Origin of the sequence: Citrobacter sp. wls829, assembly GCF_005280825.1 — a bacterium.
GTDB lineage: Bacteria > Pseudomonadota > Gammaproteobacteria > Enterobacterales > Enterobacteriaceae > Citrobacter > Citrobacter gillenii.
This window is the reverse complement of sequence record NZ_SZWP01000029.1, coordinates 108536-129026: the sequence shown is the minus strand read 5'-3', so window position 1 is coordinate 129026 and position 20491 is coordinate 108536. Positions and strand designations below refer to the sequence as shown.

Below are 20491 nucleotides of genomic sequence, written 5' to 3'. Positions count from 1 at the left end.
ACGCATGAAAGCAGCGGCAAAGACGCTCAAACCAAAACGCCAGGAAGAACAAGCCAACTTTATCAGTTGGCGTTTTGCGTTACTGTGCGGCTGTATTTTGCTGGCGCTGTGCTTCCTGCTGGGACGCGTAGCGTGGCTGCAAATTATTGCGCCTGACATGCTGGTGCGTCAGGGCGACATGCGCTCCTTGCGCGTCCAGGAAGTCTCCACGTCACGTGGCATGATTACCGACCGTTCCGGCCGTCCGCTGGCGGTGAGCGTGCCGGTGAAGGCCATCTGGGCCGATCCGAAAGAAGTGCATGATGCGGGTGGCGTAAGCGTTGGCGAACGCTGGCGAGCGCTGTCGACTGCGCTGAACATCCCGCTCGACCAACTGGCTTCTCGCATCAATGCCAACCCGAAAGGGCGTTTTATCTACCTCGCACGCCAGGTCAACCCTGACATGGCCGACTACATCAAAAAACTCAAGCTGCCGGGGATTCATCTGCGCGAAGAATCCCGCCGTTACTATCCTTCCGGGGAAGTGACCGCTCACCTCATCGGTTTTACCAACGTCGACAGCCAGGGCATTGAAGGCGTTGAGAAGAGTTTTGATAAATGGCTCACCGGTCAGCCGGGCGAGCGCGTGGTGCGTAAAGACCGCTATGGCCGCGTTATTGAAGATATTTCTTCAACAGACAGTCAGGCGGCACATAACCTGGCGCTGAGTATTGATGAGCGCTTGCAGGCACTGGTCTATCGCGAACTGAACAACGCCGTCGCGTTTAACAAAGCGGAATCAGGTAGCGCCGTGTTGGTAGACGTCAACACAGGCGAAGTGCTGGCGATGGCGAATAGCCCATCCTACAACCCAAACAATCTCTCCGGTACGCAAAAAGATGTCATGCGTAACCGTACCATCACCGACGTATTTGAACCGGGCTCAACGGTTAAACCGATGGTGGTGATGACGGCACTGCAGCGCGGCGTGGTGCGTGAAAATACCGTGCTGAACACCATTCCCTATCGAATTAATGGCCACGAAATCAAAGACGTGGCGCGTTATAGCGAATTGACCCTGACCGGGGTACTACAGAAGTCGAGTAACGTCGGTGTTTCCAAGCTGGCGTTAGCGATGCCGTCCTCAGCGTTAGTAGATACTTACTCACGTTTTGGGCTGGGAAAAGCGACCAATTTGGGGTTGGTCGGAGAACGCAGTGGCTTATATCCTCAAAAACAACGGTGGTCTGACATAGAGAGGGCCACCTTCTCTTTCGGCTATGGGCTAATGGTAACCCCGTTACAGTTAGCGCGAGTCTACGCAACGATCGGCAGCTATGGCGTTTATCGCCCGCTGTCGATTACCAAAGTTGATCCTCCTGTTCCGGGCGAGCGTATCTTCCCGGAATCTACCGTACGTACCGTCGTTCATATGATGGAAAGCGTGGCGCTGCCCGGCGGCGGCGGCGTGAAGGCGGCGATTAAAGGCTATCGCATCGCCATTAAAACCGGTACGGCGAAAAAAGTAGGGCCGGATGGTCGCTACATCAACAAATACATTGCTTATACCGCAGGCGTTGCGCCTGCGAGTCAGCCGCGCTTCGCGCTGGTGGTTGTTATCAACGATCCGCAGGCGGGTAAATACTACGGTGGCGCCGTTTCCGCGCCGGTCTTCGGTGCCATCATGGGCGGCGTACTGCGCACCATGAACATCGAGCCGGATGCGCTGACAACGAGCGATAAAAGTGATTTTGTGAATAATCAAGGCGAGGCGACAGGTGGCAGATCGTAATTTGCGCGACCTTCTTGCTCCATGGGTGCCGGGTGCACCGGAGCGAGCACTGCGGGAGATGACGCTCGACAGCCGTGTGGCTGCATCGGGCGATCTCTTTGTGGCAGTGGTAGGTCATCAGGCGGACGGGCGTCGATATATCCCGCAGGCGATAGCGCAAGGTGTGGCTGCCATTATTGCAGAGGCAAAAGATGAGGCAACCGACGGTGAAATCCGTGAAATGCACGGCGTACCGGTTATCTATCTGAGCCAGCTTAACGAACGTTTATCAGCACTGGCGGGCCGTTTTTACCACGAGCCTTCTGACACTATGCGTCTGGTGGGGGTCACCGGCACCAACGGGAAAACCACGACCACCCAACTGCTGGCGCAGTGGAGCCAGCTGTTGGGCGAAACCAGCGCCGTAATGGGGACCGTCGGCAATGGCCTGCTGGGCAAAGTGATCCCGACCGAAAATACCACCGGTTCAGCCGTTGACGTCCAGCATGTGCTGGCGGGGCTGGTTGAGCAGGGCGCCACGTTAGGCGCGATGGAAGTGTCATCCCACGGTCTGGTTCAGCATCGCGTGGCAGCGTTGAAGTTTGCCGCGTCGGTATTTACCAACTTAAGCCGTGACCATCTCGACTATCACGGCGATATGGAACATTACGAAGCCGCGAAGTGGCTGCTGTACTCCACGCACCATTGCGGTCAGGCCATCGTCAATGCAGATGATGAAGTCGGCCGTCGCTGGCTGGCAAAATTGCCGGATGCGGTCGCCGTTTCGATGGAAGACCATATTAACCCGAACTGCCACGGTCGTTGGCTGAAAGCGGTTGAGGTGAATTATCACGACAGCGGCGCGACGATCCGCTTTACCTCGTCCTGGGGTGACGGTGAAATTGAGAGCCGCCTGATGGGCGCCTTCAACGTCAGTAATCTGCTGCTGGCACTGGCAACGCTGCTGGCATTAGGGTACCCGTTAGCGGATTTACTGAAAACGGCGGCACGTCTGCAGCCAGTTTGCGGGCGTATGGAAGTGTTCAGTGCGCCGGGCAAAACAACGGTGGTGGTGGATTATGCCCACACGCCGGATGCGCTGGAAAAAGCGCTGCAGGCGGCACGTCTGCACTGCACCGGTAAGCTGTGGTGCGTCTTTGGCTGCGGCGGCGATCGTGACAAAGGCAAGCGTCCGCTGATGGGCGCCATCGCGGAAGAGTTCGCGGATATTGTGGTGGTCACTGATGACAACCCGCGCACTGAAGAGCCGCGCGCCATCATTAACGACATTCTGGCAGGTATGCTGGATGCCGGGCACGCGAAGGTGATGGAAGGTCGTGCTGAAGCGGTCACCAACGCCATTATGCAGGCGAAAGAAAACGACGTTGTGCTGGTGGCCGGTAAAGGCCACGAAGATTACCAGATCGTCGGCGCGCATCGCCTCGACTATTCTGACCGCGTGACGGCCGCTCGTTTGCTGGGGGTGATCGCATGATTAGCGTAACGCTCAGCCAGTTGGCGGAGATCCTCGGTGGCGAACTGAAAGGGGGCGATCTGACCCTTGATGCGGTGACCACCGATACGCGTAAAGTCACGTCGGGTTGCCTGTTTGTAGCGCTGAAAGGCGAACGCTTCGATGCCCATGATTTTGCCGGAACGGCGAAGGAGAACGGGGCGGGAGCGCTGCTGGTCAGTCGTCCGCTGGATGTTTCTCTGCCGCAGGTGATTGTGAAGGACACACGCCTGGCGTTTGGCGAGCTGGCGGCGTGGGTGCGCGCTCAGGTTCCGGCCCGCGTGGTGGCACTGACCGGTTCATCCGGTAAAACCTCTGTCAAAGAGATGGCAGCCGCGATTCTCAGCCAGTGTGGGAACACGTTATACACTGCGGGCAATCTGAACAACGACATCGGCGTACCAATGACGCTGCTGCGACTGAACAACGATTATGACTATGCGGTGATTGAGCTTGGTGCCAACCACCAGGGCGAGATTGCCTGGACCGTCGGATTAACTCGACCGGAAGCGGCGCTGGTGAATAACCTGGCGGCGGCTCACCTGGAAGGGTTTGGTTCTCTGGCAGGTGTCGCCAAAGCAAAAGGCGAAATCTTTACCGGCCTGGCGGAAAACGGTATCGCCATTATGAATGCCGATAACAACGACTGGCTGAACTGGCAGAGCATTATTGGCGATCGCACCGTCTGGCGCTTCTCGCCGAATGCGGCCAACAGCGACTTTTCTGCTACCAACATTCATGTTACGTCACACGGCACCGAGTTTACGCTGCACACGCCGACGGGCAGCATTGATGTTTTGCTGCCGTTACCGGGGCGTCACAACATTGCCAATGCCCTGGCTGCCACCGCGCTCTCCATGGCGGTTGGCGCGACGCATGAGGCGGTTAAAACCGGCCTGAAAGATTTACACGCAGTGCCGGGACGCCTGTTCCCTATCCCGCTCGCCGAAAATCAGCTGCTGCTGGATGACTCCTATAACGCCAACGTCGGTTCGATGACCGCCGCGGTACAGGTGTTGTCTGAAATGCCGGGCTATCGCGTGCTGGTGGTGGGCGATATGGCAGAACTTGGCGCGGAAAGCGAAGCCTGTCACATACAGGTAGGAGAGGCTGCGAAGGCGGCGGGTATCGACCGCGTATTGAGTACAGGGAAACTGAGTCAGGCAATCAGCGATGCCAGCGGTGTTGGCGAACATTTTGCGGATAAACCCGCGCTGGCCGCGCATCTTAAGACATTGATTGCTGAGCATCAGGTGATGACGATTTTAGTGAAAGGTTCACGTAGTGCCGCTATGGAAGAGGTAGTACGCGCATTACAGGAGAATGCAACATGTTAGTTTGGCTGGCCGAACATTTGGTCAAATATTATTCCGGCTTTAACGTCTTCTCTTATCTGACGTTTCGCGCCATCGTCAGCCTGCTGACCGCGCTGTTCATCTCGTTGTGGATGGGCCCGCGCATGATCGCCCGCCTGCAAAAAATGTCTTTTGGTCAGGTCGTGCGTAACGACGGCCCAGAATCGCATTTCAGCAAGCGCGGTACGCCGACCATGGGCGGCATTATGATCCTCACTGCGATTGTTATCTCCGTTCTGCTGTGGGCCTACCCGTCTAACCCTTACGTCTGGTGCGTACTGGTGGTGCTGGTGGGTTACGGCATTATCGGTTTTGTCGATGACTACCGCAAAGTGGTGCGTAAAGACACCAAAGGCCTGATCGCCCGCTGGAAGTACTTCTGGATGTCGGTGATTGCATTAGGCGTGGCCTTCGCGCTGTATCTGGTGGGCAAAGATACGCCCGCCACGCAGCTGGTCGTGCCGTTCTTTAAAGACGTCATGCCGCAGTTGGGCCTGTTCTACGTTCTGCTGGCCTACTTCGTGATTGTCGGTACCGGCAATGCGGTCAACCTGACCGACGGCCTTGATGGCTTGGCTATTATGCCGACCGTGTTTGTTGCTGCTGGCTTTGCGCTGGTGGCGTGGGCGACCGGGAACATGAACTTTGCCAACTATCTGCATATTCCGTATTTACGCCATGCGGGGGAGTTGGTGATCGTCTGCACGGCGATTGTCGGGGCTGGATTAGGCTTCCTGTGGTTTAACACTTATCCGGCGCAGGTCTTTATGGGCGACGTCGGTTCGCTGGCACTGGGAGGCGCACTGGGCATTATTGCCGTGCTGTTGCGCCAGGAATTCCTGCTGGTGATTATGGGCGGTGTGTTTGTGGTGGAAACCCTGTCGGTGATTCTGCAGGTTGGCTCCTTCAAGCTGCGCGGACAGCGCATCTTCCGTATGGCGCCGATCCACCACCACTATGAATTGAAAGGCTGGCCGGAGCCGCGCGTGATCGTGCGCTTCTGGATTATTTCGCTGATGCTGGTGCTGATTGGCCTGGCAACGCTGAAGGTACGTTAATCATGGCTGATTACCAGGGTAAAAAAATCGTCATTATCGGTCTGGGGCTGACTGGGCTGTCCTGCGTGGATTTTTTCCTCGCGCGTGGCGTTACGCCGCGGGTGATGGATACCCGCACGACGCCACCGGGGCTGGATAAATTACCGGAAGCGGTTGAGCACCATGTTGGCAGCCTGAATGATGACTGGCTGCTGGCCGCCGATCTGATCGTCGCCAGCCCAGGTATTGCCCTGGCGCATCCAGCGCTGAGTGCGGCCGCTGATGCTGGTATTGAAATTGTGGGTGACATTGAGCTGTTCTGTCGCGAAGCGCAGGCGCCGATCGTGGCGATTACCGGTTCTAACGGTAAAAGCACCGTCACCACGCTGGTCGGTGAAATGGCGAAAGCGGCCGGGGTGAATGTCGGCGTCGGCGGTAATATTGGTTTGCCTGCGCTGATGCTGCTGGATGCTGAACGCGAGCTGTACGTTCTGGAGCTCTCCAGCTTCCAGCTGGAAACCACCTCCAGCCTGCAGGCTGTGGCGGCCACTATTCTGAACGTGACTGAAGATCATATGGATCGCTACCCGTTTGGGTTGCAGCAGTACCGTGCAGCGAAACTGCGCGTCTATGAGAACGCGAAAGTGTGCGTGGTTAATGCCGATGATGCGCTGACGATGCCGGTTCGCGGGGCTGATGAACGCTGCGTGAGCTTTGGCATCAATATGGGTGACTATCACCTGAATCGTCAGCAGGGCGAAACCTGGCTGCGGGTGAAGGGCGAAAAAGTGCTGAACGTGAAAGAGATGACGCTTTCCGGCCAGCATAACTATACCAACGCTCTGGCAGCGCTGGCGCTGGCGGATGCTGCGGGCCTGCCGCGGGCATCCAGCCTGAAAGCGCTAACCACCTTTACCGGACTGGCGCATCGTTTTCAGGTTGTGCTGGAACATAACGGCGTACGCTGGATTAACGATTCTAAAGCCACCAACGTCGGCAGTACTGAAGCGGCGCTGAATGGCCTGCACGTTGACGGCACGCTGCATCTGCTGCTGGGCGGGGACGGGAAATCCGCTGATTTTTCTCCGCTCAGTCGTTATCTGGTTGGCGATCGTATTCGTCTGTACTGTTTTGGTCGCGATGGGGCGCAGCTTGCCGCTCTGCGACCAGACGTTGCCGAGCAAACTGAAACCATGGAGCAGGCGATGCGTCTGCTCGCGCCGCGCGTTAAACCGGGCGATATGGTGTTGCTGTCGCCGGCCTGCGCCAGCCTCGACCAGTTTAAAAACTTTGAGCAGCGTGGCGATGTCTTTACCCGCCTGGCGAAGGAGTTGGGTTGATGCGTTTATCTCTCCCTCGTCTGAGAATGCCGCGCATACCGGGATGGGGTGTCCTGGCGTGGATCTTCGCGGCGCTTAAAGGCTGGGTGATGGCGTCGCGTGATAAAGACGCGGACAGCCTGATCATGTATGACCGCATGTTGCTGTGGCTGACGTTTGGTCTGGCAGCGATTGGTTTTGTGATGGTGACATCGGCGTCAATGCCCGTTGGGCAACGTCTGGCGGGCGATCCTTTCCTGTTCGCCAAACGTGATGCGCTGTATATCTTCCTGGCGTTCTGTCTGGCGATGGTCACGCTACGTCTGCCGATGGAATTCTGGCAAAAGTACAGCACCACCATGTTGATCGCCTCGATCATCATGTTGCTGATCGTACTGGTGGTAGGCAGCTCGGTTAACGGGGCATCGCGTTGGATTGCACTGGGCCCGCTGCGTATTCAGCCGGCGGAATTTACCAAGCTGTCGCTGTTCTGTTATCTCGCCAACTACCTGGTACGTAAGGTGGATGAGGTGCGTAACAACCTGCGCGGCTTCTTAAAACCGATGGGCGTGATCCTGGTGCTGGCGGTGCTACTGCTGGCGCAGCCTGACCTCGGTACTGTGGTGGTGCTGTTTGTTACCACGCTGGCGATGCTGTTTCTGGCCGGTGCAAAATTGTGGCAGTTCATCGCCATCATCGGCATGGGGATCTCGGCGGTGGTGCTGCTGATCCTCGCCGAACCGTATCGTATCCGTCGCGTAACCTCTTTCTGGAACCCCTGGGAGGATCCGTTTGGTAGCGGCTACCAGCTGACGCAATCCCTGATGGCCTTTGGTCGTGGTGAGATTTGGGGGCAGGGGCTGGGGAATTCGGTACAAAAACTGGAGTATTTGCCGGAAGCGCATACTGACTTTATCTTCGCCATTATTGGGGAAGAACTGGGTTATATCGGTGTGGTATTGGCACTTTTAATGGTATTCTTCGTCGCTTTTCGCGCGATGTCGATTGGCCGTAAAGCGCTGGAAATTGACCACCGTTTTTCAGGCTTTTTAGCCTGCTCGATTGGGGTTTGGTTTAGTTTTCAGGCGCTGGTTAACGTTGGGGCTGCGGCAGGTATGCTGCCCACGAAAGGTCTGACGCTGCCGCTGATTAGTTATGGTGGTTCAAGTCTGTTGATCATGTCGACGGCCATCATGTTTTTGTTACGTATTGATTATGAAACGCGTCTGGAAAAAGCACAGGCGTTTACACGAGGTGCGCGATGAGTGGTCAACCGAAGCGGTTAATGGTGATGGCAGGCGGTACCGGTGGGCATGTGTTCCCGGGACTGGCGGTTGCGCACCATTTAATGGCCCAGGGCTGGCAGGTTCGTTGGCTGGGCACCGCCGATCGTATGGAAGCGGACTTAGTGCCGAAGCATGGCATTGACATTGATTTTATTCGTATCTCCGGTTTGCGTGGCAAGGGCCTCAACGCACTGCTGGCCGCACCCGTGCGTATTTTTAACGCCTGGCGCCAGGCTCGCGCCATCATGAAGCAGTTTAAACCTGACGTGGTGCTGGGGATGGGCGGTTATGTCTCGGGCCCCGGTGGTCTGGCGGCCTGGTCGTTAGGCATTCCGGTCGTGCTGCACGAGCAGAACGGCATCGCAGGCTTAACCAATAAATGGCTGTCAAAGATTGCCACGACGGTGATGCAGGCGTTTCCCGGCGCCTTTCCGGATGCGGAAGTGGTGGGCAACCCGGTACGTACCGATGTGCTGGCGCTGCCATTACCTGAAGAACGCCTGGCTGGACGTGAAGGTCCGGTTCGCGTGCTGGTGGTCGGGGGCTCTCAGGGCGCGCGCGTGCTGAACCAAACGCTGCCGCAGGTTGCTGCAAAGCTTGGCGACGCGGTGACTATCTGGCATCAGAGCGGTAAAGGCGCACAGCAGACCGTGGAACAGGCCTATGTTGATGCCGGACAGCCGCAGCATAAGGTCACCGAATTTATTGATGATATGGCCGCAGCCTATGCGTGGGCAGATGTGGTGGTTTGTCGCTCCGGCGCGCTAACGGTGAGCGAGATCGCAGCAGCGGGCCTGCCAGCGATTTTTGTGCCGTTCCAGCATAAAGACCGACAGCAGTACTGGAATGCGTTGCCGCTGGAAAAAGCGGGCGCCGCCAAAATTTTAGAGCAGCCGCAGTTTACTGTGGATGCCGTCGCCAGCACCCTTGATGGGTGGTCGCGAGAAACCTTATTAACCATGGCAGAACGTGCTCGTAATGCATCCATACCGAATTCCACCGAATGGGTTGCAAATGCAGTGAGCCGGGCTGCCCGGGCGTAATTGTGGCGATGCCTTTTGCATCGCATGAACTGAGAAGTTAATGGCTAAAGAATGAATACACAACAATTGGCAAAACTGCGTTCCATCGTGCCCGAAATGCGTCGCGTTCGGCACATTCACTTTGTCGGCATCGGTGGTGCTGGTATGGGTGGTATTGCCGAAGTTTTGGCCAATGAAGGGTATCAGATCAGCGGTTCTGACTTAGCGCCGAATCCGGTCACGCAACAGCTGAGTAATCTGGGCGCGACGATTTTCTTCAACCATCGCCCGGAAAACGTGCGTGATGCGAGCGTGGTGGTGGTGTCCAGCGCCATTTCTGCGGATAACCCGGAAATTGTGGCGGCGCATGAAGCGCGTATTCCGGTGATTCGTCGCGCAGAGATGCTGGCTGAGTTAATGCGTTTTCGTCATGGTATCGCCATTGCCGGGACGCACGGTAAAACCACGACCACCGCGATGGTCTCCAGCATTTACGCAGAAGCAGGGCTGGATCCGACGTTTGTCAACGGTGGGCTGGTGAAGGCGGCGGGCGTACATGCGCGCTTAGGCCATAGCCGTTATTTAATTGCGGAAGCGGATGAGAGCGATGCGTCGTTCCTGCATTTGCAGCCGATGGTGGCGATTGTCACCAATATCGAAGCTGACCACATGGATACCTACCAGGGCGACTTCGAAAATTTAAAGCAGACGTTTATTAATTTCCTGCATAACCTGCCGTTTTATGGTCGTGCAGTGATGTGCGTTGACGATCCGGTGATCCGTGAATTGTTACCGCGCGTCGGTCGTCAGACTACAACCTATGGTTTCAGCGATGATGCTGACGTACGCATAGAAGATTACCAGCAGATTGGCCCGCAGGGTCACTTTACGCTGTTGCGTCAGGGGATGGCCGATCTGCGCGTTACGTTAAATGCGCCAGGCCGTCACAATGCGCTGAACGCGGCAGCCGCGGTTGCGGTAGCGACCGAAGAGGGTATTGAGGACGACGCTATTCTGCGCGCGCTGGAAAGTTTCCAGGGTACTGGGCGTCGTTTTGACTTCCTTGGTGAATTCCCGCTGGAGCCCGTCAACGGTAAAGCCGGTAGCGCAATGTTGGTGGATGACTACGGGCATCACCCGACGGAAGTGGATGCCACGATCAAAGCCGCACGTGCGGGCTGGCCGGACAAAAATCTGGTGATGCTGTTCCAGCCGCACCGCTATACGCGTACCCGCGATCTGTACGATGACTTTGCTAACGTCCTGACACAGGTTGACGCGCTGTTGATGCTGGACGTGTATGCCGCAGGTGAAACGCCGATCCCGGGGGCTGACAGCCGTTCGCTGTGCCGTACCATTCGTGGCCGCGGCAAGGTTGACCCGATCCTGGTGTCCGATCCGGCACAGGTGGCTGAAATGCTGGCATCGGTGTTAACGGGTAACGATCTGATTTTGGTGCAGGGCGCTGGAAATATCGGCAAAATCGCGCGTTCCTTAGCTGAAATCAAACTGAAGCCGCAAAACCCGGAGGAAGAGCAACATGGCTGATAAAATCGCGGTCCTGTTGGGCGGAACCTCTGCAGAACGAGAAGTGTCGTTGAATTCAGGCGCAGCGGTGCTGGCCGGTTTACGCGAAGGCGGCGTGGATGCGCACCCGGTTGACCCGAAAGAGGTCGATGTCACTCTTCTGAAATCAATGGGTTTTCAGAAGGTGTTTATTGCGCTGCACGGCCGTGGTGGGGAAGATGGTACCTTGCAGGGCATGCTGGAGTTGATAGGCTTGCCCTATACCGGTAGTGGTGTGATGGCTTCCGCTATCTCAATGGATAAACTGCGCAGCAAGCTGCTGTGGCAGGGGGCAGGGTTACCCGTTGCACCATGGGTGGCCTTGACCCGCGCTGAGTTTGAAAAAGGGCTTAGCGATGAAGTGGTTACGCAGATTTCTGCGTTAGGCTTGCCGCTGATTGTGAAGCCAAGCCGCGAAGGCTCCAGCGTTGGGATGTCAAAAGTTGAAGAAGAAAATGCTTTGCAGGCTGCATTAGCATTGGCTTTTCAGCATGATGAAGAAGTACTGATTGAAAAATGGTTGAGTGGCCCGGAATTTACCGTTGCAATACTTGGTGAAGAAATTTTACCGTCAATACGTATCCAACCGGCCGGAACCTTCTATGATTATGAGGCGAAGTATCTGTCTGATGAGACACAATATTTCTGCCCTGCTGGTCTGGAAGTTGAACAAGAGGCTGCTTTACAGGCGTTAGTCCTGAAAGCATGGACCGCGCTGGGCTGTAAGGGGTGGGGTCGCATTGACGTCATGCTGGACAGTGATGGCCAGTTTTATCTGCTGGAAGCGAATACCTCTCCGGGTATGACCAGCCACAGTCTGGTGCCGATGGCGGCACGTCAGGCGGGCCTGAGCTTCTCGCAGTTGGTGGTACGAATTTTGGAGTTGGCGGACTGATATGTCGCAGGCTGCGCTGAACACGCGAAACGGTGATGATGAAGAAGAAGCTCTCTCCTCACGCCGCAACAATGGAACGCGTCTTGCAGGAATTATTTTCCTGCTGACAGTGCTGTGCACCGTGTTTGTCAGCGGCTGGGTAGTGTTGGGATGGATGGAAGATGCGCAGCGTTTGCCGTTGTCAAAACTGGTTTTGACCGGCGAGCGTCACTACACGCGCAACGATGATATTCGTCAGTCCATCCTGGCGCTGGGCGCACCAGGAACCTTTATGACTCAGGATGTCAACATCATCCAGAGCCAGATTGAACGCCTGCCATGGATTAAACAGGCGAGCGTCAGGAAGCAATGGCCTGATGAATTGAAGATTCATCTGGTTGAATATGTGCCAATAGCGCGTTGGAATGATCAGCATATGGTCGATGCAGACGGAAATACGTTCAGCATACCGACGGGTCGCTCCAACAAGCAGGTATTACCGATGTTGTATGGCCCGGAAGGTAGCGCAAGTGAAGTGCTGCAAGGGTTCCGCGATATGGGGCAGGTGCTGGCTAAGGACAGATTCACCCTGAAGGAAGCGGCAATGACCGCGCGTCGTTCCTGGCAGTTGACGCTGAATAACGATATTAAGCTGAATCTGGGCAGGGGCGACACGATAAAACGTTTGGCTCGCTTTGTGGAACTCTACCCGGTTTTACAGCAGCAGGCGCAAACCGATGGCAAAAGGATTAGCTACGTTGATTTGCGTTATGACTCAGGAGCGGCAGTAGGCTGGGTTCCCTTGCCTCCTGAGGAATCTAATCAGCAACAGAATCAGGCACAGGCAGAACAACAATGATCAAGGCGACGGACAGAAAACTGGTAGTTGGACTGGAGATAGGCACCGCGAAGGTAGCCGCTTTAGTAGGGGAAGTTCTGCCCGACGGTATGGTCAATATCATTGGCGTGGGCAGTTGCCCATCGCGAGGTATGGATAAAGGCGGGGTGAATGACCTTGAGTCAGTGGTGAAATGCGTACAGCGCGCCATTGACCAGGCTGAACTGATGGCGGATTGCCAGATTTCCTCGGTGTATCTGGCGCTTTCTGGTAAACATATTAGTTGTCAGAATGAAATTGGTATGGTGCCCATTTCCGAAGAGGAAGTGACACAGGAAGACGTAGAGAACGTGGTGCATACGGCGAAATCCGTACGCGTACGCGATGAGCATCGTGTTCTGCATGTCATTCCGCAGGAATACGCCATTGACTACCAGGAAGGCATTAAAAATCCGGTAGGGCTTTCCGGCGTACGCATGCAGGCTAAAGTGCATCTGATTACCTGCCACAACGACATGGCGAAGAATATTGTTAAAGCTGTTGAACGTTGTGGCCTGAAAGTTGACCAACTCATATTTGCCGGGTTGGCAGCCAGTTATTCTGTCTTGACGGAAGACGAACGTGAGCTGGGTGTCTGCGTAGTCGATATTGGTGGTGGTACAATGGATATCGCCGTTTATACTGGCGGCGCGTTGCGCCACACCAAAGTGATCCCTTACGCAGGGAATGTGGTAACCAGCGATATCGCGTATGCCTTTGGTACGCCGCCGAGCGATGCCGAAGCCATCAAAGTGCGCCATGGCTGCGCGCTGGGATCTATCGTCGGTAAAGATGAAAGCGTTGAGGTGCCAAGCGTGGGCGGTCGTCCGCCGCGCAGTCTGCAGCGTCAGACCCTGGCAGAGGTGATTGAGCCGCGTTATACCGAGCTGCTCAACCTGGTCAACGAAGAGATTTTGCAATTACAGGAACAGCTTCGCCAGCAGGGTGTGAAACATCATCTGGCGGCGGGGATTGTATTAACCGGTGGTGCGGCACAAATTGAAGGCCTTGCGGCCTGCGCTCAACGCGTGTTCCACACGCAGGTGCGAATTGGTGCACCGCTGAACATTACCGGTCTGACAGATTATGCCCAAGAGCCGTATTATTCAACGGCAGTGGGGTTGCTTCACTACGGGAAAGAATCCCATTTGAGTGGTGAGGCTGAAGTTGAAAAACGTGTAACAGCATCGGTTGGATCGTGGATCAAACGACTCAACAGTTGGCTGCGAAAAGAGTTTTAATTTTTATGAGACCGGCAACAATTACGGTCTCAGGCGACAGGCACATACACAACATCATTCAAGTTGCATCGCGGCGGCAACTGAGCGAATCACCTGGAGCATAGTTTACTATGTGACGGGAGTGAGTGAAGGCAGCCAACAAAGAGGCGGCTTGAAGGATGAAGTGTAAAACGGAGAGAGAAACTATGTTTGAACCTATGGAACTAACCAACGACGCGGTGATTAAAGTCATCGGCGTCGGTGGCGGCGGCGGTAATGCCGTTGAACACATGGTGCGCGAGCGCATCGAAGGTGTTGAATTCTTCGCGGTGAATACCGACGCTCAGGCGTTGCGTAAGACTGCGGTTGGACAGACCATTCAGATTGGTAGCGGTATTACCAAAGGTCTGGGCGCGGGTGCAAACCCGGAAGTCGGTCGCAATGCGGCTGATGAAGATCGTGAAGCTCTGCGTGCAGCGCTTGACGGCGCAGACATGGTGTTCATCGCAGCAGGCATGGGTGGCGGTACCGGTACCGGTGCAGCGCCAGTGGTTGCTGAAGTAGCAAAAGATTTAGGTATTCTGACCGTTGCTGTCGTGACTAAGCCTTTCAACTTTGAAGGCAAGAAGCGTATGGCATTCGCGGAGCAGGGTATCACCGAGCTGTCCAAACATGTGGACTCTCTGATCACTATCCCGAACGACAAACTGCTGAAAGTATTGGGTCGCGGTATTTCACTGCTGGACGCGTTTGGCGCAGCGAACGACGTGCTGAAAGGCGCGGTTCAGGGTATCGCTGAGCTGATCACCCGTCCGGGTCTGATGAACGTTGACTTTGCAGACGTACGCACCGTGATGTCCGAAATGGGCTACGCGATGATGGGCTCTGGCGTGGCGAGCGGTGAAGACCGTGCAGAAGAAGCCGCTGAAATGGCGATCTCTTCTCCGCTGCTGGAAGACATCGATCTGTCTGGCGCACGCGGCGTGCTGGTCAACATCACTGCGGGCTTCGACCTGCGTCTGGATGAGTTCGAAACCGTGGGCAACACCATCCGTGCATTTGCTTCGGATAACGCGACCGTGGTTATCGGTACCTCTCTGGACCCGGATATGAACGACGAACTGCGCGTCACCGTGGTGGCCACTGGAATTGGTATGGACAAGCGTCCGGAAATCACTCTGGTGACCAACAAGCAGGTACAGCAGCCGGTAATGGATCGTTACCAGCAGCACGGTATGGCGCCGTTGACGCAAGAGCAGAAACCGGTAGCAAAAGTGGTCAACGACAATACGCCGCAGACCACCAAAGAGCCGGATTATCTGGATATCCCCGCATTCCTGCGTAAGCAAGCTGATTAAGAATTAGCTGGAATTTGGGAATTGTGCCTCTTTGTGCTAAACTGGCCCACCGAATGTATAGTACACTTCGGTTGGATAGGTAATTTGGCGAGATTATACGATGATCAAACAAAGGACTCTTAAACGTATCGTTCAGGCGACTGGCGTCGGTTTGCATACCGGCAAAAAAGTCACCCTGACATTACGCCCTGCGCCGGCCAACACCGGGGTCATCTATCGTCGCACCGACTTGAATCCTCCGGTAGATTTCCCGGCCGATGCCAAATCTGTGCGTGATACCATGCTCTGTACGTGTCTGGTCAATGAGCATGATGTACGGATTTCAACCGTTGAGCACCTCAACGCTGCTCTGGCGGGCTTAGGCATCGATAACATCGTTATTGAGGTTAATGCCCCGGAAATCCCGATCATGGATGGCAGTGCTGCTCCGTTCGTTTACCTGCTGCTTGACGCAGGTATTGAAGAACTGAACTGCGCCAAAAAATTTGTACGCATCAAAGAGACCGTTCGTGTCGAAGATGGCGACAAGTGGGCTGAATTCAAACCGTACAATGGTTTCTCGTTGGACTTTACCATCGACTTTAACCATCCGGCGATTGATTCCAGCACCCAGCGCTATGCGATGAACTTCTCTGCGGATGCGTTTATGCGCCAGATTAGCCGTGCGCGTACTTTCGGCTTCATGCGTGATATCGAATATCTGCAGTCCCGTGGCCTGTGCCTGGGCGGTAGCTTCGATTGTGCCATCGTTGTTGACGATTATCGCGTATTGAACGAAGACGGCCTGCGTTTTGAAGATGAATTCGTTCGTCACAAAATGCTCGACGCGATTGGTGACTTGTTCATGTGTGGTCACAACATTATTGGTGCATTCACCGCGTATAAATCCGGTCATGCATTAAATAATAAATTGTTGCAGGCTGTCCTGGCAAAACAGGAAGCTTGGGAATTTGTGACCTTCCAGGACGATGCAGAACTGCCGCTGGCGTTCAAAGCACCTTCGACCGTACTGGCGTAACGACACCCGTTGTCGCAAAATTCGACTGGTAAATCTGGTACTCTCTCCGGCCAGGTAAGCCAGTCGTTTTTTTATATACTCACTAACGTAGCCTTTCTCAACGCAAACTTTTCCCTGCCGTAACGTTAAAATAGTGTGCGATCGCTGCTTTGTTGAGCATATTTTCCCATGGCGGGTTGTCATTACTGCTGTGGAGCGGTCGCTTTAATGATAAGATCCGTGCGCAAAAATCGTTTTGAATTTATAACCCCAAATGCAGGGTATATCAGGTGGCAAAAACGTGAGTGGAATACTGACGCGCTGGCGACAGTTAGGCAGACGGTACTTCTGGCCGCATCTCTTATTGGGGATGGTCGCGGCGAGTTTTGGCCTGCCCGCGATCGGTAATGCCGCTGAACCGAATACCCCCGCCAAGGCGACCACCCGTAATCACGATCAATCAGCTAAGGTCAACTTTAGCCAATTGGCGTTGCTGGAGGCGAGCAATCGTCGCCCGAATTTTACCGTCGATTACTGGCATCAGCATGCTATTCGTACGGTTATCCGCCACCTTTCTTTTGCCATGGCTCCTCAGGCGTTACCCGTTGCCGAAGATCCATTGCCGAATCAGGCGCATCATCTTGCTTTACTGAATACGCTCAGCGCGATGCTGACGCAGGAAGGCAACCCGCCGGCGACCGTAAGTCGCGTGACCTATGCCCATTTTACTTCTCAAGCCGCGTTTAGCGTTCCTGTCTGGATAAGCCAGCTGCAGGGGATCCGCGCCGGTCCTCAACGCCTCAGCTGAAAAAAGAACCTTCCAACTATAATTTTTGACTCCGCGCTGCGGGGCGTTTGAGATTTTATTATGCTAATCAAATTATTAACGAAAGTATTCGGTAGTCGTAACGAACGTACACTGCGTCGTATGCGCAAAGTGGTCAACGTCATCAATGCCATGGAACCGGAGATGGAAAAACTCTCCGATGATGAACTGAAAGCGAAGACCGCTGAGTTCCGCGCGCGTCTGGAAAAAGGTGCGACCGTTGAGAGCCTGATCCCTGAAGCATTCGCGGTGGTACGTGAAGCGAGTAAACGCGTATTTGGTATGCGCCACTTCGACGTGCAGCTGCTGGGCGGCATGGTACTCAACGAGCGCTGCATCGCTGAGATGCGTACCGGTGAAGGTAAAACGCTGACCGCGACGCTGCCGGCATACCTGAACGCGTTAAGCGGTAAAGGCGTACACGTGGTGACCGTCAACGACTATCTGGCACAGCGTGATGCCGAGAATAACCGCCCACTGTTCGAATTCCTCGGTATGACCGTAGGGATCAACATGTCTGGCCTGCCCGCGCCTGCTAAGCGTGAAGCCTATGCCGCCGATATCACCTACGGTACCAACAACGAATACGGTTTTGACTACCTGCGCGACAACATGGCGTTTAGCCCGGAAGAGCGCGTTCAACGTAAACTGCACTATGCGCTGGTGGATGAAGTTGACTCCATCCTGATCGATGAAGCGCGTACGCCGCTGATTATTTCCGGCCCGGCTGAAGACAGCTCGGAAATGTATAAAAAAGTGAACAAAATCATCCCGCATCTGGTGCGTCAGGAGAAAGACGATTCTGACACCTTCCAGGGCGAAGGCCACTTCTCTGTCGATGAGAAGGCGCGTCAGGTGAACCTGACCGAACGAGGTCTGGTACTGATCGAAGAACTGCTGGTGAATGAAGGCATCATGGATGAAGGCGAGTCACTGTACTCTCCGGGCAACATTATGCTGATGCATCACGTAACCGCCGCGCTGCGCGCGCACGTCCTGTTTACTCGCGATGTTGATTACATTGTGAAAGACGGCGAAGTTATCATTGTCGACGAACACACCGGACGTACCATGCAGGGCCGTCGCTGGTCCGATGGTCTGCACCAGGCCGTTGAAGCGAAAGAAGGCGTGGATATCCAGAATGAAAACCAGACGCTGGCATCCATCACCTTCCAGAACTACTTCCGTTTGTACGAAAAACTGGCCGGTATGACCGGTACAGCGGATACCGAAGCGTTTGAGTTCAGCTCTATCTACAAACTGGATACCGTTGTCGTGCCGACCAACCGTCCGATGATCCGTAAGGATTTACCGGATCTGGTATACATGACTGAAGCGGAAAAAATTCAGGCTATTATTGAAGATATTAAAGAGCGTACCGCTAACGGTCAGCCGGTGCTGGTGGGGACTATCTCCATCGAAAAATCTGAAGTGGTTTCTAACGAGCTAACCAAAGCCGGTATTAAGCACAACGTGCTGAATGCCAAGTTCCACGCCAACGAAGCGGCGATCGTTGCACAGGCGGGTTATCCGTCAGCCGTGACCATCGCCACCAACATGGCGGGTCGTGGTACGGATATCGTGCTGGGCGGGAGCTGGCAGGCAGAAGTTGCCGAGCTGGAGAACCCGACCGAAGAGCAAATCGCGCAGATTAAAGCCGACTGGCAGGTGCGTCACGACGCGGTATTAGCCTCCGGTGGTTTACACATCATTGGTACCGAACGTCACGAATCTCGTCGTATCGATAACCAGCTGCGTGGTCGTTCTGGCCGTCAGGGGGATGCGGGTTCTTCTCGTTTCTACCTGTCGATGGAAGATGCGTTGATGCGTATTTTTGCCTCTGACCGTGTGTCAGGAATGATGCGTAAACTGGGTATGAAGCCGGGCGAAGCGATCGAGCACCCGTGGGTAACCAAAGCCATCGCCAACGCGCAGCGTAAAGTAGAAAGCCGCAACTTCGATATTCGTAAACAGCTGCTGGAATACGATGACGTTGCCAACGATCAGCGTCGCGCCATCTACACCCAGCGTAACGAACTGCTGGATGTGACTGACGTTAGCGAAACGATTAACAGCATCCGTGAAGACGTCTTCAAAGCTACTATTGATGCTTATATTCCGCCTCAGTCGCTGGAAGAAATGTGGGATATTCCGGGCCTGCAGGAACGTTTGAAAAACGATTTCGACCTCGAGATGCCGATTTCAGAGTGGCTGGATAAAGAACCTGAGCTGCATGAAGAGACGCTGCGTGAACGTATTCTGGCTAACGCCATTGAAGTGTATCAGCGTAAAGAAGAGGTTGTGGGCGCAGAAATGATGCGCCACTTCGAAAAAGGCGTGATGCTGCAAACCCTCGATTCCCTGTGGAAAGAGCACCTGGCAGCAATGGACTACCTGCGTCAGGGTATTCACCTGCGTGGTTATGCGCAGAAAGATCCGAAGCAGGAGTACAAGCGTGAATCCTTCGCTATGTTCGCCTCTATGCTGGAATCACTGAAATATGAAGTGATCAGTACGCTGAGCAAAGTTCAGGTGCGTATGCCTGAAGAAGTCGAAGCAATGGAGCAGCAGCGTCGCGAAGATGCTGAGCGTTTAGCGCAGATGCAGCAACTGAGCCACAAAGATGATGAATCTGCTGTAGCAGAAGAACTTGCTGCGCAGACCGGCGATCGTAAAGTTGGTCGTAACGATCCGTGCCCTTGCGGTTCCGGTAAAAAATTCAAGCAGTGCCATGGTCGATTGAGCTAAGCAAATAACTCACTGAAAAGGCGCAGAATTCTGCGCCTTTTTTATGGATAAACAAAATGAAAATACTGCAAATTGCCGTTGGGATTATTCGTAATCAGCAGAATGAGATTTTTATTACTCAGCGTGCCGCGGATGCCCACATGGCGAATAAGCTGGAATTCCCCGGTGGCAAAATTGAAGCAGGCGAAACCCCTGAGCAGGCGCTGATTCGAGAGCTACAGGAAGAAGTCGGGATTACACCCGTTCATAGTTCGCTGTTCGAAAAGCTGGAGTACGCGTTCCCGGACCGACACATCACGCTGTGGTTCTGGCTGGTCGACAGCTGGGAAGGTGAGCCATGGGGTAAAGAGGGACAACCGGCGCAGTGGGTTGCGCAGTCTGCACTGAATGCAGAGGATTTTCCGCCGGCCAATGAACCGGTGATTAACAAGCTGATTGCGGGATAATGAACGGTATTCGTAGGCCTGATAAGCGCAGCGTCATCCGGCAGAATGACATAAAAATGCCGGATGCGGCGTTGCCTTATCCGGCCTACGCTTTAGCAGAATTACTTCTGCTCTTCACTCCAGTCATCGCTTTCTGATAAGTCGCCGGAGCTGGGAATACGCTTCTCTTCTGCGGCCCATTCGCCCAAATCGATTAACTGACAGCGTTTACAGCAAAATGGGCGAAACGGACTCGCGTCTCCCCAGACGACGGGTTTACCACAGGTTGGGCAGTTGACGATGGTTTGTTCAGACATG

At 54.7% G+C, this 20491-nt stretch carries 17 protein-coding genes; 16 read left to right on the top strand and 1 reads right to left on the bottom strand.

Going from position 1 to position 20491, the window contains the following annotated elements:
- Positions 1–4 precede the first annotated feature (4 nt).
- The 16 genes from ftsI (at position 5) to mutT (ending at position 20194) form a co-directional block, all read left to right on the top strand.
- Complete coding sequence (gene ftsI / locus FDW88_RS03190) at positions 5–1771, top strand: peptidoglycan glycosyltransferase FtsI (RefSeq protein ID WP_096758308.1); 1767 nt, start codon at positions 5–7, stop codon at positions 1769–1771.
- Complete coding sequence (gene murE, locus FDW88_RS03185) at positions 1758–3245, top strand: UDP-N-acetylmuramoyl-L-alanyl-D-glutamate--2,6-diaminopimelate ligase (protein ID WP_117342316.1); 1488 nt, start codon at positions 1758–1760, stop codon at positions 3243–3245. The genes ftsI and murE overlap by 14 nt, the downstream gene beginning before the upstream one ends.
- Positions 3242–4600 carry a UDP-N-acetylmuramoyl-tripeptide--D-alanyl-D-alanine ligase gene (gene murF / locus FDW88_RS03180; protein ID WP_137362009.1) on the top strand — a complete coding sequence of 453 codons (1359 nt, stop codon included), beginning with the start codon at positions 3242–3244 and terminating at the stop codon, positions 4598–4600. The genes murE and murF overlap by 4 nt, the downstream gene beginning before the upstream one ends.
- Complete coding sequence (gene mraY / locus FDW88_RS03175; RefSeq protein WP_096758305.1) at positions 4594–5676, top strand: phospho-N-acetylmuramoyl-pentapeptide-transferase; 1083 nt, start codon at positions 4594–4596, stop codon at positions 5674–5676. The genes murF and mraY overlap by 7 nt, the downstream gene beginning before the upstream one ends.
- A gap of 2 nt (positions 5677–5678) precedes the next feature.
- Positions 5679–6995 carry a UDP-N-acetylmuramoyl-L-alanine--D-glutamate ligase gene (gene murD, locus FDW88_RS03170; RefSeq protein ID WP_137362008.1) on the top strand — a complete coding sequence of 439 codons (1317 nt, stop codon included), beginning with the start codon at positions 5679–5681 and terminating at the stop codon, positions 6993–6995.
- On the top strand, positions 6995–8239 hold the full coding sequence (gene ftsW, locus FDW88_RS03165) for a cell division protein FtsW (RefSeq protein WP_135912587.1): 1245 nt from the start codon (positions 6995–6997) through the stop codon (positions 8237–8239). The genes murD and ftsW overlap by 1 nt, the downstream gene beginning before the upstream one ends.
- Complete coding sequence (gene murG / locus FDW88_RS03160) at positions 8236–9303, top strand: undecaprenyldiphospho-muramoylpentapeptide beta-N-acetylglucosaminyltransferase (protein WP_096758302.1); 1068 nt, start codon at positions 8236–8238, stop codon at positions 9301–9303. The genes ftsW and murG overlap by 4 nt, the downstream gene beginning before the upstream one ends.
- Before the next feature lie 51 nt (positions 9304–9354).
- The gene (gene murC, locus FDW88_RS03155; protein WP_115259457.1) at positions 9355–10830 is read left to right on the top strand and encodes a UDP-N-acetylmuramate--L-alanine ligase; all 1476 of its coding nucleotides are present in this window, start codon (positions 9355–9357) and stop codon (positions 10828–10830) included.
- Positions 10823–11743 (top strand): D-alanine--D-alanine ligase, encoded by a 921-nt coding sequence (locus FDW88_RS03150; RefSeq protein WP_137362007.1) that lies wholly within the window; start codon positions 10823–10825, stop codon positions 11741–11743. Before murC ends, FDW88_RS03150 begins: the two co-directional genes overlap by 8 nt.
- Before the next feature lies 1 nt (position 11744).
- Complete coding sequence (gene ftsQ, locus FDW88_RS03145) at positions 11745–12581, top strand: cell division protein FtsQ (protein ID WP_096758299.1); 837 nt, start codon at positions 11745–11747, stop codon at positions 12579–12581.
- Positions 12578–13840 (top strand): cell division protein FtsA, encoded by a 1263-nt coding sequence (gene ftsA, locus FDW88_RS03140; protein ID WP_003018755.1) that lies wholly within the window; start codon positions 12578–12580, stop codon positions 13838–13840. The genes ftsQ and ftsA overlap by 4 nt, the downstream gene beginning before the upstream one ends.
- 185 nt (positions 13841–14025) lie before the next feature.
- The gene (ftsZ, locus tag FDW88_RS03135; protein ID WP_003018753.1) at positions 14026–15177 is read left to right on the top strand and encodes a cell division protein FtsZ; all 1152 of its coding nucleotides are present in this window, start codon (positions 14026–14028) and stop codon (positions 15175–15177) included.
- A 100-nt stretch (positions 15178–15277) separates the two neighbouring features.
- Entirely contained in the window at positions 15278–16195 is a 918-nt protein-coding gene (gene lpxC / locus FDW88_RS03130; RefSeq protein WP_045439825.1) for a UDP-3-O-acyl-N-acetylglucosamine deacetylase, read from the top strand.
- Positions 16196–16475: 280 nt separating this feature from the next.
- On the top strand, positions 16476–16982 hold the full coding sequence (secM, locus tag FDW88_RS03125) for a secA translation cis-regulator SecM (protein WP_115259455.1): 507 nt from the start codon (positions 16476–16478) through the stop codon (positions 16980–16982).
- A 60-nt stretch (positions 16983–17042) separates the two neighbouring features.
- A complete protein-coding gene (gene secA, locus FDW88_RS03120) occupies positions 17043–19748 on the top strand; it encodes a preprotein translocase subunit SecA (RefSeq protein ID WP_137362006.1) in 2706 nt (901 codons plus the stop codon).
- Between the two features lie 56 nt (positions 19749–19804).
- A complete protein-coding gene (gene mutT, locus FDW88_RS03115) occupies positions 19805–20194 on the top strand; it encodes an 8-oxo-dGTP diphosphatase MutT (RefSeq protein WP_137362005.1) in 390 nt (129 codons plus the stop codon).
- 101 nt (positions 20195–20295) lie between these two features.
- Here mutT and yacG read toward each other — a convergent pair whose 3' ends face one another.
- Positions 20296–20490 (bottom strand): DNA gyrase inhibitor YacG, encoded by a 195-nt coding sequence (yacG, locus tag FDW88_RS03110; RefSeq protein WP_137362004.1) that lies wholly within the window; start codon positions 20488–20490, stop codon positions 20296–20298.
- Position 20491: the final 1 nt, after the last annotated feature.